The organism is Hoeflea algicola, from assembly GCF_026619415.1.
Taxonomy (GTDB): domain Bacteria; phylum Pseudomonadota; class Alphaproteobacteria; order Rhizobiales; family Rhizobiaceae; genus Hoeflea; species Hoeflea algicola.
Genome location: NZ_JAOVZR010000003.1, coordinates 26,491 through 39,500, shown reverse-complemented (window position 1 = coordinate 39,500; position 13,010 = coordinate 26,491). Strand labels below are relative to the sequence as shown.

18 protein-coding genes are annotated in these 13,010 nt (G+C 56.1%); 15 read left to right on the top strand and 3 right to left on the bottom strand.

Annotated features, from left to right (window positions below):
* Positions 1 to 448: 448 nt before the first annotated feature.
* Positions 449 to 1,348: a peptidylprolyl isomerase gene (locus OEG84_RS23925; protein WP_267656380.1), complete on the bottom strand. Its 900-nt coding sequence runs from the start codon at positions 1,346 to 1,348 to the stop codon at positions 449 to 451.
* Positions 1,349 to 1,357: 9 nt separating this feature from the next.
* Positions 1,358 to 1,984 (bottom strand): DsbA family protein, encoded by a 627-nt coding sequence (locus OEG84_RS23920; protein ID WP_267656379.1) that lies wholly within the window; start codon positions 1,982 to 1,984, stop codon positions 1,358 to 1,360.
* A gap of 807 nt (positions 1,985 to 2,791) precedes the next feature.
* Here OEG84_RS23920 and OEG84_RS23910 point away from each other — a divergent pair.
* The 5 genes from OEG84_RS23910 to OEG84_RS23890 all read left to right on the top strand — a co-directional run bounded on the left by OEG84_RS23910 (position 2,792) and on the right by OEG84_RS23890 (position 5,367).
* A complete protein-coding gene (locus tag OEG84_RS23910) occupies positions 2,792 to 3,445 on the top strand; it encodes a heparan-alpha-glucosaminide N-acetyltransferase (protein WP_425602933.1) in 654 nt (217 codons plus the stop codon).
* Positions 3,446 to 3,749: 304 nt separating this feature from the next.
* Positions 3,750 to 3,932 (top strand): hypothetical protein, encoded by a 183-nt coding sequence (locus tag OEG84_RS23905; protein ID WP_267656377.1) that lies wholly within the window; start codon positions 3,750 to 3,752, stop codon positions 3,930 to 3,932.
* A 147-nt stretch (positions 3,933 to 4,079) separates the two neighbouring features.
* Positions 4,080 to 4,667 (top strand): hypothetical protein, encoded by a 588-nt coding sequence (locus OEG84_RS23900; RefSeq protein WP_267656376.1) that lies wholly within the window; start codon positions 4,080 to 4,082, stop codon positions 4,665 to 4,667.
* A gap of 314 nt (positions 4,668 to 4,981) precedes the next feature.
* Positions 4,982 to 5,170 (top strand): hypothetical protein, encoded by a 189-nt coding sequence (locus OEG84_RS23895; RefSeq protein WP_267656375.1) that lies wholly within the window; start codon positions 4,982 to 4,984, stop codon positions 5,168 to 5,170.
* Positions 5,167 to 5,367 carry a hypothetical protein gene (locus OEG84_RS23890; protein WP_267656374.1) on the top strand — a complete coding sequence of 67 codons (201 nt, stop codon included), beginning with the start codon at positions 5,167 to 5,169 and terminating at the stop codon, positions 5,365 to 5,367. The genes OEG84_RS23895 and OEG84_RS23890 overlap by 4 nt, the downstream gene beginning before the upstream one ends.
* 247 nt (positions 5,368 to 5,614) lie before the next feature.
* Here OEG84_RS23890 and OEG84_RS23885 read toward each other — a convergent pair whose 3' ends face one another.
* Positions 5,615 to 6,205: a transglutaminase-like cysteine peptidase gene (locus OEG84_RS23885; protein ID WP_267656373.1), complete on the bottom strand. Its 591-nt coding sequence runs from the start codon at positions 6,203 to 6,205 to the stop codon at positions 5,615 to 5,617.
* A gap of 410 nt (positions 6,206 to 6,615) precedes the next feature.
* Here OEG84_RS23885 and OEG84_RS23880 point away from each other — a divergent pair, with 410 nt between their 5' ends.
* From OEG84_RS23880 to OEG84_RS23835, 10 genes are all read left to right on the top strand, one after another.
* Positions 6,616 to 6,954 carry a hypothetical protein gene (locus tag OEG84_RS23880; protein WP_267656372.1) on the top strand — a complete coding sequence of 113 codons (339 nt, stop codon included), beginning with the start codon at positions 6,616 to 6,618 and terminating at the stop codon, positions 6,952 to 6,954.
* 132 nt (positions 6,955 to 7,086) lie between these two features.
* Positions 7,087 to 8,025, top strand: a complete 939-nt coding sequence (locus OEG84_RS23875; RefSeq protein WP_267656370.1) for a WD40/YVTN/BNR-like repeat-containing protein — start codon at positions 7,087 to 7,089, stop codon at positions 8,023 to 8,025.
* 11 nt (positions 8,026 to 8,036) lie between these two features.
* Positions 8,037 to 8,519, top strand: a complete 483-nt coding sequence (locus OEG84_RS23870; RefSeq protein ID WP_267656369.1) for a DUF411 domain-containing protein — start codon at positions 8,037 to 8,039, stop codon at positions 8,517 to 8,519.
* Positions 8,512 to 8,655 carry a hypothetical protein gene (locus OEG84_RS23865; protein WP_267656368.1) on the top strand — a complete coding sequence of 48 codons (144 nt, stop codon included), beginning with the start codon at positions 8,512 to 8,514 and terminating at the stop codon, positions 8,653 to 8,655. Before OEG84_RS23870 ends, OEG84_RS23865 begins: the two co-directional genes overlap by 8 nt.
* Positions 8,656 to 8,660: 5 nt before the next feature.
* Positions 8,661 to 9,137 (top strand): c-type cytochrome, encoded by a 477-nt coding sequence (locus OEG84_RS23860; RefSeq protein WP_267656362.1) that lies wholly within the window; start codon positions 8,661 to 8,663, stop codon positions 9,135 to 9,137.
* Positions 9,134 to 9,736 carry a DsbE family thiol:disulfide interchange protein gene (locus tag OEG84_RS23855; protein WP_267656361.1) on the top strand — a complete coding sequence of 201 codons (603 nt, stop codon included), beginning with the start codon at positions 9,134 to 9,136 and terminating at the stop codon, positions 9,734 to 9,736. Before OEG84_RS23860 ends, OEG84_RS23855 begins: the two co-directional genes overlap by 4 nt.
* Complete coding sequence (locus OEG84_RS23850; RefSeq protein ID WP_267656360.1) at positions 9,733 to 10,350, top strand: TlpA family protein disulfide reductase; 618 nt, start codon at positions 9,733 to 9,735, stop codon at positions 10,348 to 10,350. The genes OEG84_RS23855 and OEG84_RS23850 overlap by 4 nt, the downstream gene beginning before the upstream one ends.
* Before the next feature lie 12 nt (positions 10,351 to 10,362).
* Positions 10,363 to 10,794, top strand: a complete 432-nt coding sequence (locus OEG84_RS23845) for a hypothetical protein (protein ID WP_267656359.1) — start codon at positions 10,363 to 10,365, stop codon at positions 10,792 to 10,794.
* 286 nt (positions 10,795 to 11,080) lie between these two features.
* Complete coding sequence (locus tag OEG84_RS23840) at positions 11,081 to 11,872, top strand: DsbA family protein (RefSeq protein ID WP_324288269.1); 792 nt, start codon at positions 11,081 to 11,083, stop codon at positions 11,870 to 11,872.
* A gap of 30 nt (positions 11,873 to 11,902) precedes the next feature.
* Entirely contained in the window at positions 11,903 to 12,643 is a 741-nt protein-coding gene (locus OEG84_RS23835) for a cytochrome c biogenesis CcdA family protein (RefSeq protein ID WP_267656358.1), read from the top strand.
* Positions 12,644 to 13,010 lie beyond the last annotated feature (367 nt).

Here is a 13,010-nt window from a genome sequence, read left to right as displayed (position 1 = left end):
CGTCGTGATCAGATCGGTCTCATTGTTGCTGAGCGACGGTTCCGTACCAAATCCGAGAAGGGTAGAGAGCGCAATATCCTTGACTAGCTTCCAGTCATGGTCGTCGGTCCCCGGCAGATTTTGTTAGTCATTGCGCCTACTGATCCGGCAGGGTTGCCTTCATTTACAACCAGTAGACCACGGCTGGCGGTTTTCCGCCAAGTACTGAATGGGCGCGCTGTAATTTGTAGAATATGAAACACGTGCCGATTGCTGCACCTGCTTGAGAACCAGTTTCCCAGACGCGCAGGTGGTCGCATTTACAAATTAGGGACCGCGAGAGCGGTTCAGCAAAGGTGCTTTCCAGCTACCGCAATCTCCCATGTCAACTGCGGAGTAAAATCCGGGTGCTGCGCCAACGCCAATCAGGCCGATCATTATGAAACGTCGGGTGATCATCTGTTGTCTCCTATTTGCCCGCGTGGCCGTGGCCGTCATCAGCAGCCGGGGGTGACACATCAGGAACCAGTTTCTCGACAGATGCGGCCACCCTGAGTTCCTCCATAATCGACTGCGTTGCAGCTGATTCGAGCGCAGCCCTTATCTGCGTCGCTAATGCTTCATACGGCGGTGCTGGGCGGGTACGCCGTTCCTCAAGCTTCAGCAGGTGAAATCCGAACGCGCTGACCACGGGCTCACGTGTGAACTGGCCGGGCTCGAGTTCGGCAGCTGCCGTATCGATCTCCGACAAGGTCTGACCGGTGACAAGGTAGCCCAAATCTCCGCCATTCACCTTCGAAGCCTCGTCCTTAGATCGTTCAGAGGCGACCACTGCGAAGTCCTCTCCCCCTTCAAGCGCGATAATCGCTTCCCGCGCTTCAGCTTCCGTTTCCAGAAGGATATGGCGCAAGCGGAATTCTTCCGCAGGCGGAATTTTCGTGACCTGGAGATTATACGCCTTGCGAACCGCTGCATCGTCAACACGCTTGGCCACCTCCCCGTCCAAAAAGACAGATCGCAGGGTCTGTGCTTCAAAGAACGCAATTTGCCGCTTGTATGAGTCCTCGTCAGTAACCCTGGCGGCTCTGGCTGCGTCAGAAACAAGCTGAAGCCGAATTAACTCGTCAACAATGACGGAGAGGCGAGCATCGTCAGGCATGCTGCCCATCTGGTTGGCATACATTTCGGAGGCAAATGCGACATCGGCCGTGGTTATCTCCGTGCCGTTTACACGCGCAACAACATTCTTGTTCTGCGCGAGCGCTGGAGCCCCCGCAGCCATCGCAAGGGTAAGCATAAGCAAGGCGGCGGATGGAAATTTGCTCCAGTGTCGCAGCGTGACGGATTGAGTGTTTGATTCTATTGTCATGGCCATCCCTTACTGCGCTGCCGAGATCATTGGGTCGATGATCTCGCTGAACTGATCAATAGTGAGTGCGCCCTTGTGCTCCTCGCCGTTGATGAAGAAGGTTGGAGTCGAATCCACGCCATAAGATTTGCCAGTTTCCATCACTTCAGAAACTTTATCCAAAATGGACTGGTCTGTCAGGCAAGCCTCCACTTTTTCCCCGCTCATGCCAGTCAGGCCCATAATGGATTTGAAAGCAGAGGCCGGGTCCGCCACCCGCGCCCATCTGTCCTGGCTACGGTAGAGAAGATCGACGGTTGCATACCAATTACCCTCTCCGGCGCAGCGGGCGAGCATGAATCCAGCTTGCGCGCGCGGGTCGAAGGGAAATTCGCGCATAATGAACCGCACCTTGCCGGTATCGACATATATCTGTTTCACAGCGGGCCATGTGTTTACGTGGAAAGTCCTGCAGTGTGGGCATGTCAATGAGGCGTATTCAATCACTGTTACGGGTGCCTCCGGCGATCCGAAAACTTGCTCAGGAAGAGGTCCGGGCTTGAGCATGTCCTCCATTGTGGCCGCTCGTATGACCGAAGCAGACAAGGGAATAGCTACTAGCGCACTAACGCCGGTGAGGAAGAAACGTCTTTTCATGTTAGCTCCTGATAGATGCGTAACGATTGTAAAAGCTATGGCAGGTAGAGGTTCAAGCAGTTTTTTGTGTTGAACATCCCGTCCTTGAAAACGTAGAGCGCGTGCCGAGCGGATTGTCGATGGCAGATGGCATGCCTCCGTTCTCTGCGCTGTATTTGGCCAGTTCAGTTTGCCTGACGATTATTTCGGTAGGCGGTGTTCACTTCGGCCATCCCTGCTTCCAGGCTGTCTCGGCATGGGCCGATGGGACTTACGGAAATAGTCGCGTGCAAGCTGCAGAGATATTTGCTTGCTTTGCACAAGCCAGAAATCCAAAATGTGTTTCACGCGCTCTTGCGATGAGCCTATTATTGAGGAGGTGGTACGGAAACATGGTGGATAGCAGCAACAATTGCGCGAGTCGGCAATTGTTAGCCTGCCGACATGCAAGCTCCTCTGTTCCGGTAGCTTCGTTAGTCCATCACCTGCGTTCTGACGATGGGATCGCATCCAGACTTTCGATCCGATCAGAGCCGCAGAAAATAGAGCTCGGCGCCGCAAACGACACTGTTGCCGCATCGACGACAAGATAAACTGTATCTGCAGACGCTTGAGTAATACATCAGCGCACCAATTGAAAAATTGTCGTCAGGCCCTCGCATCAAAATGGGAAGCCTATGTAGGGCTTGAACCTCTACCAGCATGAGGTTTTAGAACCTCGGGATGGATACGACACAACCTACATCGCGTCGAACTGTGAACCGGGTGGCACATATGCGCCTCCAGTCGATTGACGTGCTACGCGGAATTGCAATACTCGGAGTTGTCGTGTTTCATTTCGTCTGGGACCTCGATTATGCAGGCATCTACGTTGGGCTTGCAGGCCATCCCGCTTGGCTCATGTTCGGCCGGACGCTCGCAGGAACTTTCATGTTTCTCGTTGGAGTCGGCCTCGTACTCGCCCACACGCAGCACATGCGGTGGCGTTCGTTCGTGCGAAGGCTTTTGGTCATCGTCGTTTCGGCGGCGTTAATAACGGCGCTCACCTACGCTTTCTTCCCAGGCAATTTCGTCTATTTCGGCATCCTCCACGCGATCGCTGCTGCAACGTTGATCGGGGTTCCGTTTCTCCGATTTCACCCGATCATACCCACTGCAGTTGGCCTGGTTGTTATCCTTCTGCCATGGCTGGTCAACGCGGCGGCGTTCGATACGAGGTGGCTGGCATGGATAGGTTTTGCGGCTACTCCCCCTCCAAGCAACGACTATGTGCCCATTTTTCCTTGGGTTGGGCTTACGATAGTTGCAATTGGGGCGACCAAGGCCGCCCTATCGTCCGGCCTTTATGGCCGTACCATCCAATTGGAAACACATGAGAACAGAAGGTTTTCGCCCTTTGCCTGGATGGGACGCCACAGCCTGGTGATCTATTTGATCCATCAACCCGTGCTGCTCGCGGTAATACTGCCATTCGCCCGATAGGCGGTCCGGAACGTGCGGCCTATTGCTCTTTCGGCTGATGCGGCATCGACACGGCAGTTTGGCACCGACGCAAGCGACGCGAGCGCTTGGTAAGCTTCTTCGCGACATCCCGCATCAGCTGTCGCCTGAAAGCCGGATGTATTCTGCCGTCGCGACATGCATGCACTGAGAAAACAGTTGCTGTGGCAAGAAGGTCTACGGAGGCGGGAAGACCGCTTTCAACTGGGTAAAATGCTTGAAGTTGATTTCCTGCGTCTACACGTGACCCAGATCACATGCCGTGATGTATTGCCGCCGTTGCGACATGGTCATCACACAAAGTGCTGCAATCATGGGTCTTGAGGAATATGACCTTGAAATTGGCAAGCACGCTGATCTGGTCGTGCTTGATGTCGGTAAGCCGATCGTGGTGATCCGCCTTCTCAAAATGGCAAGAGGCAAGGTATTCGGGCAGCAAGAGCGTCCGCGATCCAGCTCAATATCCTGACAGGGAAGCCGATATTGATCGCCGTCTCATTGTGCCTAAGCCAGGATAAGCCGCTTTTTGCCGCGCCGATACAAACAGGATTAACAATTGAGAAAGAACGGTTGCTTATAGTGCGCGGTGTAGTTGTGCATAAAGGAAGTATTTTGTATGGTCGCTGCAAAGCGTCGATTGTTTCACGCCTTTCGAATCTCGAGAAAGCTTGCGTTTCTTTCAGGCAGTTTTCTGCTTTTGCTTGGTGCTTCCGGCACAGCGGCGCTAATCTTCGCACCAGCCGGCATGATTCCTGGCTTCAAGGACGATACCGGGGGCCATTGCAAGACAGTCTACCAATCCGAATTCAGGCGTGGCAAAGAACGGCGGGTGATCGCAGTTATCTCGACAAACGATCTTGAGACTTTGGACCGGGTCCGGACCGGAATGCGGATAGCCCGCCATCTGGCTGAAACGCTGAATCCGGATCTGGTCATCGTTCAGGTTGCAGATCACCGCGGCCCAACGACGCGCACGCAGCTGCGCGGTAATGCGATTGGTGCTGAAGTTGCTTATGCACCGAACCCAAGCAGGACGCTGGCAGTATCGAAGCCTTGGGAGGCGCGCTATGTTGACGCCTTGCCAACCTCATCAGGATTCTACTTCGGAAACCGTAACGAATTGCGGCTCACCGAACTTGAAACCATCAACTATGACATTGAGCTGGTTGAAGGCTGTGATGGAGATGTGATTGATGAAGAGTAAGAATCAACACTGCTTGTGATCAAGCACTGATCTTTGCTTTGCCGTCAGCATTTCGCTCCCCAACGATGGTATGTTACTTCCACGGCAGAAGTTCGCTTTTTTTGCTTGAAGATACGAACGCGAATCGGCTCGCGCGGCATTATAGCCTTGGCACGCATTCGCTGACTAGACCCGCTTAAATTGGTCCGACGGCTTTCGAGGCGAAATCAAGTGTGCTGTATACCCATCCGATGGTCAACGATGTCTCGAACTATAAGAGGAGCCTTTGAAACCGACGTCAGCAGCACCGGTTTCTTGTGAACAGGCGGCGGCATATGCCAATCAACCAACACACGCCTCAAAGACCAATTTCTGAAGAGCTATTCATCGAGATTGCGACATCGTTTCGCGATGCTGCATTTTTTCGGCAATCAACCGCAGCCCTTTCTGGTCGGGTTGCCTTCCGCGAACGCAGAGTTTCGTGTATCGGTCAATTCAAGATTGCAGGAATGGGCAAAGGATGAAAATTATGACTGATGCGAGTGCGCAACTTTCGATCATGGAATCGCGCATAGTGGCGCAGCGGCGCAAGCGCGGTAATATCCTTCTGATGTTGGTGCTATTTGGATTTACTGCAACGATGTTTTTCGTGAGCTATTCTCATCTGCAGTTAGAAACCCAAACAGGTTCTCCCGTTTCACGGGCGGTCACCGACAAGTGATTGGCGTTACTCCAGCGGTACATCCATAATTTCTCGATCGAAACCATCGGGATTTCTCACGTGCTGGCACGCATCGGTCTTTTCATTGTAGCCGCCTCTGCGGCCTATTTGGCCCTTGCAATCTTGTTTGGCGTTTATTGCCTTGTCGGAGGTCACAACATGATGGAAGCGTTGTACGGAGAGTTTGCCACATACCTTCTAGCTCTAGTCGCAGGTGCCGTGTGGTTGTTGGCCAATGGCCAACAACTCAACCCGAAACGAGACTGACCCATGTGTTGGGATCATGTTGTGATTGGCGCTTTAGAAAATAGAGTTCGGCGTCTTTCCAAAGCAAAACCCGCTGTTCGACATTGTCCAGAACGAAATCCCCCCGATCGGTGATAACGGTGAGGACCGCATGTCCGCCTCCATTTGCATCCCGTCCAACCGTCATTGATAGTGCACCCAGCGGTATGCCCCGTTGATTTAGGCGCTTGCGCTTTTCAAGCGCGTAATCTTCGCAATCGCCAACATTCTTGGGATATTCCCACCGCTCTTCAACTCCGAATATTTCGTTGTCGGTCAGAGGTGCAACGGACGTATTCACATCATCATTGGTTTGAATGATGTCATTCCAAAGTTCGCGGGTCAGCTCGACGATCTGACCACTTGCCGGGCGGTCACAGCGATCCGCATAGCGTTGGCAATAATCATAATAGCCGATCGGAATCGTTGTTCTACCGAACGTCACCATATTCGCAACGCTAGTTGGCTGCGTCGGATTGAGATGGAGTGCATTGGCGCCTGCGGCGTCGCAGGATAAGGCGAGCGCAAGTGCCGCAAAAATTGACTTTCTCATGTTGTACCTTCCCCAAAGTTGATGGAGAGACACTACGAGAAACAGATAAAAACTGCGAAAAATCAAAGACTTGTATTTATTTCAAATGCGATTCAAATACGGCTATCGCGACACACGATTTTGAAACGATCGGAGGCCCCAAATTTAGATCAACTAAAGTGAGCGTGCCGTCCCTCTTGCGGTTGTCTGTCCATGCGAAGGATGTGTGACCTGTGAAATCCGGACAGGGGTGGACAGATCTTCGACAGTTTGCGGGACGGATTAGGAACACCCAAGTTCAATGAGAAAGTAGGTGATACTTCCAATTTGGCCCGGTCACATTCGAATATTGATGCATTTTTGAATCCCGTACGGGCTGTGCGACAAAACGTGCATCGACAGGGCGCGAGGTTTCAGCTATTCAATTTGGCATGAAAAGGTATGCCCGCATTCTAACGATCCTCATGCTCGCCGTGTTCGCGGCGGGTTCGGTCGTGCATACCGCGAATGCCGCCAGCATGAACACAACGATGGCACTTACTGCGATCGATAGTGGCGACATGGGCAACTGCCAGGATTGTCCTGACGGCAGTAACGAATTGCAGCCGTGCGATTATGTCTGCGTATCACCGGTGCTGGCCATCCTGCCATCTGGCGAATCCGGTCTGCCTGCGGCCGTGACGATTACCGAAAAACCGGTTGATCTGAGCATGTCCGGACGCACCGGACTGCCGAACCCTTACCCTCCAAGATCCACCATCCTGAGCTGACGCTGCCCGGACTCCGTCCGGCTAGCTGCGGCTGACTTCATGCGCGATCAATCTGATCGTTCATGGTCCTACTCAGCATCGCGGGTTCGCGCACTGCTGGATCGAGCACCCCCTCAGGATAGTTGAATCATCATGACATTGCTTCTACCGACGCCGACGCGTCGAGCTTTTATCACGTCCGCTGTGGCTTTCGGGGCCAGTGCAGTGCTCTCGGTTTCGGTAAACCGGACAGCTCGTGCCGCGCCCGGCGAAACACCCTCCGCAATAGCCTTCGATGGCAATGCGCTCATCGTTGGAGGTGCCGGGTTCATCCGCCGCGACGACGGCGGAGTGTCCACACCGCTGCCCGGTCCGAAAAGCGGCAGCATTCTTTCGTTTGCGACGCACAACGACCGTGCCGGTCGGATTGCAGCGGGGCTGTCCAATGGGGGCGTTGCGCTATCCGAAGACGGCGGGCAGAGCTGGGAGGCGAGAAGCCAGGGTTTACCCGAGGCTCCAGTAGTTGCTGTCGCAGCGGCTGCTTCAAACCCCGAAACCCTGTATGTTTCCGTTCATGGTGACGGTCTATGGAAAAGCGAGGATGCTGGCCGGTCTTGGGTCTTCGCGATGGACCGGCCTTGGCTGGCTGATGCTGAACGCGACTTGACTGCATTGGCCTCGGTCGATCTGGCCTCGGGCATGGGCGGCATCTGGTTATACGCTGGAACCGGATTGGGTCTCACCCGCGTGCCCGACTGTTTCTGCCGTTGGAAGGACGTGCAGCCAGGCGATGCGATGGACGCTTTGGTATCCGGGGCTGCGCCTGCGCCGGAGGCACCGTTGCCCACCGGAGAACCTATCCACGCTTTGGTGAGCGCAGCGTCGGTTCCGATGAGGCTCTATGCCGCCCTACCTTCCGGTGTGTGGGCTTCTGCGGATGCGGGGGTCGTCTGGGCGCAACGCTCATCTTTCCGCACTGATGCGGTCGCCGTCCATCCCAACAATGCCGATCAAGTCGTTGCCCTCACCGCGGACGGTCTCATCCAAACTCGCGACGGCGGTCTGTCCTGGACCCCGCTCGCTAACAATTAATGGAGAACAACATGAAAAAGATCTTTGTTGCCGCAACCGTTACCGCCTTGGCTGTCATTGGTAGTGTGGCGTTTACGGCGTTGGCCTCGGCTCAAGCTCCCCAAGATGCGGGTACCAATGTAGCTGGTGCAAAGGCAATCACGATCTGGCGCGATCCCGGTTGTGGATGTTGCGATACCTATGCCGACTATCTGGAGACCAACGGCTTTTCCGTGACGCGTGTCGGCGATCGCGAATTCGACAAGCGCTCTGTCGAGATGGGCGTTCCCGAGCGGGGAATAGGATGCCACCTGGCCGAGATTGACGGCTATATTGTAAGCGGGCTCGTGCCTGTCGAGATCATCGAGCGGCTGATCAGCGAGCGTCCAGACGTCACCGGCATCACGTTGCCCGGAATGCCGGGGAATGCTCCCGGCATGGCACCGGCAAAGACAGGCACGCTGAAGACCTACGCCTTCGGCAAGGACGGCGTCGCCGTTTACTCCGATGAGTGATGGCATGAACGGTATGATGGATGGCTCCATGATGGGCTTTATGATGTTCGGAGGTGGTCTGTTCAGCCTTCTGATCCTGGCTGTTCTGGTCCTCGGCATTTTCGCGTTGGTGAAATTTCTGCGGGGGCGGCAATGAGGCGGATGATGATCCTCATTTGCGCTGTCGTTTTTTCGGGCCTGGCAGCTATCGCCGCTCATGGGCAATCGCAAAGCACCATTACGCGAGCCGAAGACCTGACCGTGCTGGGTCAATCCGTGACGGACGAGCAAATCACCCTCGGAAGGCAAGTCTATGCGCAAAATTGCGCCTCCTGCCATGGCGCCAACCTCCAGGGTCAGCCGGACTGGAGGCGCAGGCTGAGTAACGGCCGCATGCCGGCGCCGCCCCATGACGAGAGCGGCCATACCTGGCACCACTCGGACCAAGACCTGTTCGACATCACCAAGCTCGGCGTCGACGGTGTCGTTGCAGGCTATGAGAGCGATATGCCCGCCTTCAAGGACATCCTGAGCGACGAGGAGATCGCTGCCGTACTCGCATTCATCAAGAGTACCTGGCCCGAGCGCCAGCGGGAATCACAGGCTCGAGTGACGGGCAAAGACGGTGGCGGGTCATGAGCATGGAAAGGGAACGGACGTCCGCCGAAACGGGACGAAGGGTCCTGGCCTTCCTGCCGCTTACCGTCGCGGCGGCGCTTGCCATCGTTCTGGCCTGGGGCCTGACCCAAGACCCTGGCAATCTCCCGTCCACGCTCATCGGCAAGGTGGTGCCAGACTTTGATCTGCCGCCGGTTCAGGGACGATTGCTCGGGCTGTCGAGTGGTGATCTCAAGGGAGAGGTGTCGCTGGTCAATGTCTTTGCTTCCTGGTGTGTTGCCTGCCGGGAGGAGCATTCCTTGTTCATGAAGCTGGCGGCGCAAGGCACCGTGCCGCTGCACGGCCTGAACTATAAGGATCAGCCGGACGATGCGGCGCAATGGCTGGACAGCCTCGGCGACCCCTACACGCGCACCGGTGCCGACATCAGTGGGCACGTGGCAATCGATTGGGGCGTCTATGGCGTGCCCGAGACCTTTGTGGTCGATGCGGACGGGCTCATCGCCTACAAGCATATCGGGCCGGTGAACGAAGAGGTGCTCGCCAAGACCATCCTGCCGCTGGTGGAATCCTTGCGCCAGCGGGCTGCGGACCGGGATAAGCGGGAGGCTGGCCAATGACGGGCCTATTGCACGCAAAGCGCACGATTTTGACCACTTTGGCAGCAGGGGTCCTCGTGGTGGCCGCGCTCGCGGTCACAGCCGTGATGATTTACATCGACGGCGATAAGCCTTCGGGTGCCCACCCGATCAGCGATAAACGAGCCGCGACGACCTTGCCCCGCTCCTTCGTCATGCACGAAACGCCCCGGCCGCTTCCCGTGATCACGTTCGAGGACGGGGCCGGTCAGGCTCTCACGCTGGCCTCATTCAAAGGCAGAACGGTCCTGCTCAACATCTGGGCGACCTGGTGCGTGCCGTGCCGCGAGGAAATGCCGACGCTCGACGCGCTTCAGGCAAAACTCGGCGGCCCCGGTTTCGAGGTTGTGCCTCTTTCTGTCGACCGGGCTGGACCAGAGGTGGTCCGCAAGTTCTATGCCGAGATCGGTATCCCGAATCTCGGTCTCTACATTGATGCCTCGATGCAGGCTTCGTTCGACCTTGCGGCCGTCGGCCTGCCGACGACGCTCCTCATCGACGCCGAGGGGCGAGAACTAGGGCGGCTCGTCGGCCCGGCCGAATGGGACGCGCCCGAGATGATCGCGTTTCTCAAAACCCATCTGATCTCGAATTGAAAGGAAGCCTTCATGGACAAGACACGACAATCCAATGCAGAAGACGGTTCGCTTGGCCGCGACATTCTCTACGCGCTTCGCTACTACCTCGGTGGCCGCCGTGGATACCTCATACTTGCGGCGGTCGCGATCGCTGGCGGTCTCGCGTTCAATTGGAGTTGGCTAGCCGCGGCAGGCATAGCGCCGCTGCTCCTCGCGGCACTGCCGTGTGTCGCCATGTGCGCACTCGGACTCTGTATGAACAAGGTCACCGGCGGTTCCTGCAAGTCAAACCAGGCCGGAAATCTTGGTGCCGCAGACGGTGAATCTTCATTACCCGGAGGAGCCCGGAATATACTCTTGCCGAACCAAACCGTGCCAGACGCTCAAACCGTCAGTGTTGCGGTTTCATCCCGGCATTCCCTATCCCAAATCAACCAGACAAGGAAAACGACAGATGATTAAACCGATCAAGTCACTCACAGCAGCCGCCGTTCTGATTACCAGCTTTGCCGCAGTTCCGACCCTTCAAGCTGCGGAGCACAAAACTCCAAGCGACCAAGGCTCCGATGGTGCATGTCATTGACCGTAACGGGCGCCACGCCGCGATTTTTCATGGTGCTGAATTCCAAAAAACGAACCTGACCCTTTACGTCAACGCGCTCACGCGCCGAAACCGCAGGTCAAGAAGAGCTGGTGGGAACGGCTCACGGGCTGGTTCTAACGGAGGAAAAGAAAAGTCATTCAACAGTTGAATTTCATAAGGCGCCACCTCGGTTTTGTTCTCCTGCCCCTGCTGTTGATCGTTGCTGCGGGTGCCTGGTATCTGCTTGATCCGGGGTTCAAGGCAGACCAGCCGCCACCGGGCTCGCCAAGTACGCTGCCACAAGATGCCTTTGAGCGGCGCGTCCGCGATTATCTTGTTGCCAACCCGGAAGTCATTGTCGAGGCTATGCAGAACCTCGAACGGAAGCAACGGGAGGTGGAACAGACAGAAGCGCAGGCGGCCCTTGCCACCCATCGTGATGAACTGCTCAACAGCCCGGAAAGTCCAGTCGGTGGCAATCCGCAAGGCGATGTGACGTTGGTCGAATTCTTCGATTACAATTGTTCCTACTGCCGCCAGGTTGCGCCAGCAATGATGGCGGCGGAAGCAGACGATCCGCAACTTCGAATCGTCTACAAAGAGTTTCCCATCCTCGGGCCTAACTCCGTGTTCGCGGCCAAGGCAGCGCTTGCGGCCCGCGAGCAGAACCTCTACCCCGAATTCCATAAGGCAATGATGCAGGTGTCAGGAGCTGCCGACGAGGGGCGAGTGATGGAGGTTGCCGGGCAAATCGGCCTGGATGTGGAGCGGCTGCGAACTGATATGGCCGATCCCGCGGTCGATGCTGAAATCGTGCGAAACCTTGCGCTCGCCCAAGTTCTGCGGATCAACGGCACGCCGGGTTTTGTTATCGGTGAGGAAATATTGCGCGGCGCCACCGACCTGCAAACCATGCAAACGCTGATCGCGCGTGCCCGGAAAAGCGGTGACCGGTGAGCTCGGAAGAAGACTTGAAAGGCCGTCGGAATGCCTGAACTCTCCAATATTGGTATCCTGAGCGCCTTCGTTGCGGGCATCGTTTCGTTCCTGTCGCCTTGCGTACTGCCGTTGGTGCCGGGGTATGTTTCCTATGTCGCCGGCCGGTCGACGATTACATCACCCTCAGGTGAGGTTTCTATGGCGCGAAGCGCAGCGCTCGGTTTCAGCCTCTGCTTCGTGCTCGGCTTCACAACCGTCTTTGTCATCCTTGGTGCCAGCGCTACAGCGTTAGGGCAATTGCTGCTTCGCTACCGCTTCGAGATGAACATCGTCGGAGGCGGGATTGTTACGCTGTTCGGGTTGTTCATGCTCGGGACCATTCGACCCATGTGGATGATGCGCGAGGCAAGGTTTCACCTGGATCTGCCCGGCGGCAAGGCCGTATCGTCCTATGTGCTCGGCCTGGCATTCGCTTTCGGCTGGACCCCCTGCATCGGTCCGATCCTCGGTGCCATTTTGACCGTCGGCGCGGCATCAGCCTCGGTCGCAGACGGCGTCGCACTATTAGCGATCTACTCGCTGGGCCTCGGTGTGCCGTTCCTGCTTGCCGCCGTTTTCACCGGCGCCTTGGCAGCAAGATTGAAGACCTTCGGACATCTCGGGCGTATCCTGAGGACACTCGCCGGAGCGGTTATGATCTTGATGGGAGTCGCCATGATGACTGGCTATTTGTCCTCCTTCGCATTCTGGCTTTTGGAGACGTTTCCGTTGCTGTCTACAATCGGCTAGGCCAACCGCCCGTTGAGGAAATTGTGATTTGACATTCCCGTCGCTGAAAGGCGCAGGCTTGACTTTTATCGGGAGGTAGCTGTGATCTCGAAAACCGAAATCTTGGAGCGGGATATCCTGCGCTTGTTCAGATATGCCTGCCGGCTAGATCGGCCGGACATCGCCGAATTCATGCTCGCAGCACTGGAGAAATTGGATGGTGAGTACGCGAGGTCTACTGTGAGAAACCGTCCACTGATCGATTCCTATCACGATCTGATCGAGCCCCGCGACTCCTGAAAGCTGTAAATTCTACGGACAGGCGTAATGGCCCACCACGGCACGCTTGTCAGTTGTTGTTTCGGTGGCGACGGTCGTGTTTGATATA

Bases quoted from the DNA above. Each gene is read 5' to 3' on its own strand.
- OEG84_RS23925 (WP_267656380.1), bottom strand. From the start codon at position 1,348: ATGACAATAGAATCAAACACTCAATCCGTCACGCTGCGACACTGGAGC.
- OEG84_RS23920 (WP_267656379.1), bottom strand. From the start codon at position 1,984: ATGAAAAGACGTTTCTTCCTCACCGGCGTTAGTGCGCTAGTAGCTATT.
- OEG84_RS23905 (WP_267656377.1), top strand. From the start codon at position 3,750: ATGGTCATCACACAAAGTGCTGCAATCATGGGTCTTGAGGAATATGAC.
- OEG84_RS23900 (WP_267656376.1), top strand. From the start codon at position 4,080: ATGGTCGCTGCAAAGCGTCGATTGTTTCACGCCTTTCGAATCTCGAGA.
- OEG84_RS23895 (WP_267656375.1), top strand. From the start codon at position 4,982: ATGCCAATCAACCAACACACGCCTCAAAGACCAATTTCTGAAGAGCTA.
- OEG84_RS23890 (WP_267656374.1), top strand. From the start codon at position 5,167: ATGAAAATTATGACTGATGCGAGTGCGCAACTTTCGATCATGGAATCG.
- OEG84_RS23885 (WP_267656373.1), bottom strand. From the start codon at position 6,205: ATGAGAAAGTCAATTTTTGCGGCACTTGCGCTCGCCTTATCCTGCGAC.
- OEG84_RS23880 (WP_267656372.1), top strand. From the start codon at position 6,616: ATGAAAAGGTATGCCCGCATTCTAACGATCCTCATGCTCGCCGTGTTC.
- OEG84_RS23875 (WP_267656370.1), top strand. From the start codon at position 7,087: ATGACATTGCTTCTACCGACGCCGACGCGTCGAGCTTTTATCACGTCC.
- OEG84_RS23870 (WP_267656369.1), top strand. From the start codon at position 8,037: ATGAAAAAGATCTTTGTTGCCGCAACCGTTACCGCCTTGGCTGTCATT.
- OEG84_RS23865 (WP_267656368.1), top strand. From the start codon at position 8,512: ATGAGTGATGGCATGAACGGTATGATGGATGGCTCCATGATGGGCTTT.
- OEG84_RS23860 (WP_267656362.1), top strand. From the start codon at position 8,661: ATGATGATCCTCATTTGCGCTGTCGTTTTTTCGGGCCTGGCAGCTATC.
- OEG84_RS23855 (WP_267656361.1), top strand. From the start codon at position 9,134: ATGAGCATGGAAAGGGAACGGACGTCCGCCGAAACGGGACGAAGGGTC.
- OEG84_RS23850 (WP_267656360.1), top strand. From the start codon at position 9,733: ATGACGGGCCTATTGCACGCAAAGCGCACGATTTTGACCACTTTGGCA.
- OEG84_RS23845 (WP_267656359.1), top strand. From the start codon at position 10,363: ATGGACAAGACACGACAATCCAATGCAGAAGACGGTTCGCTTGGCCGC.
- OEG84_RS23835 (WP_267656358.1), top strand. From the start codon at position 11,903: ATGCCTGAACTCTCCAATATTGGTATCCTGAGCGCCTTCGTTGCGGGC.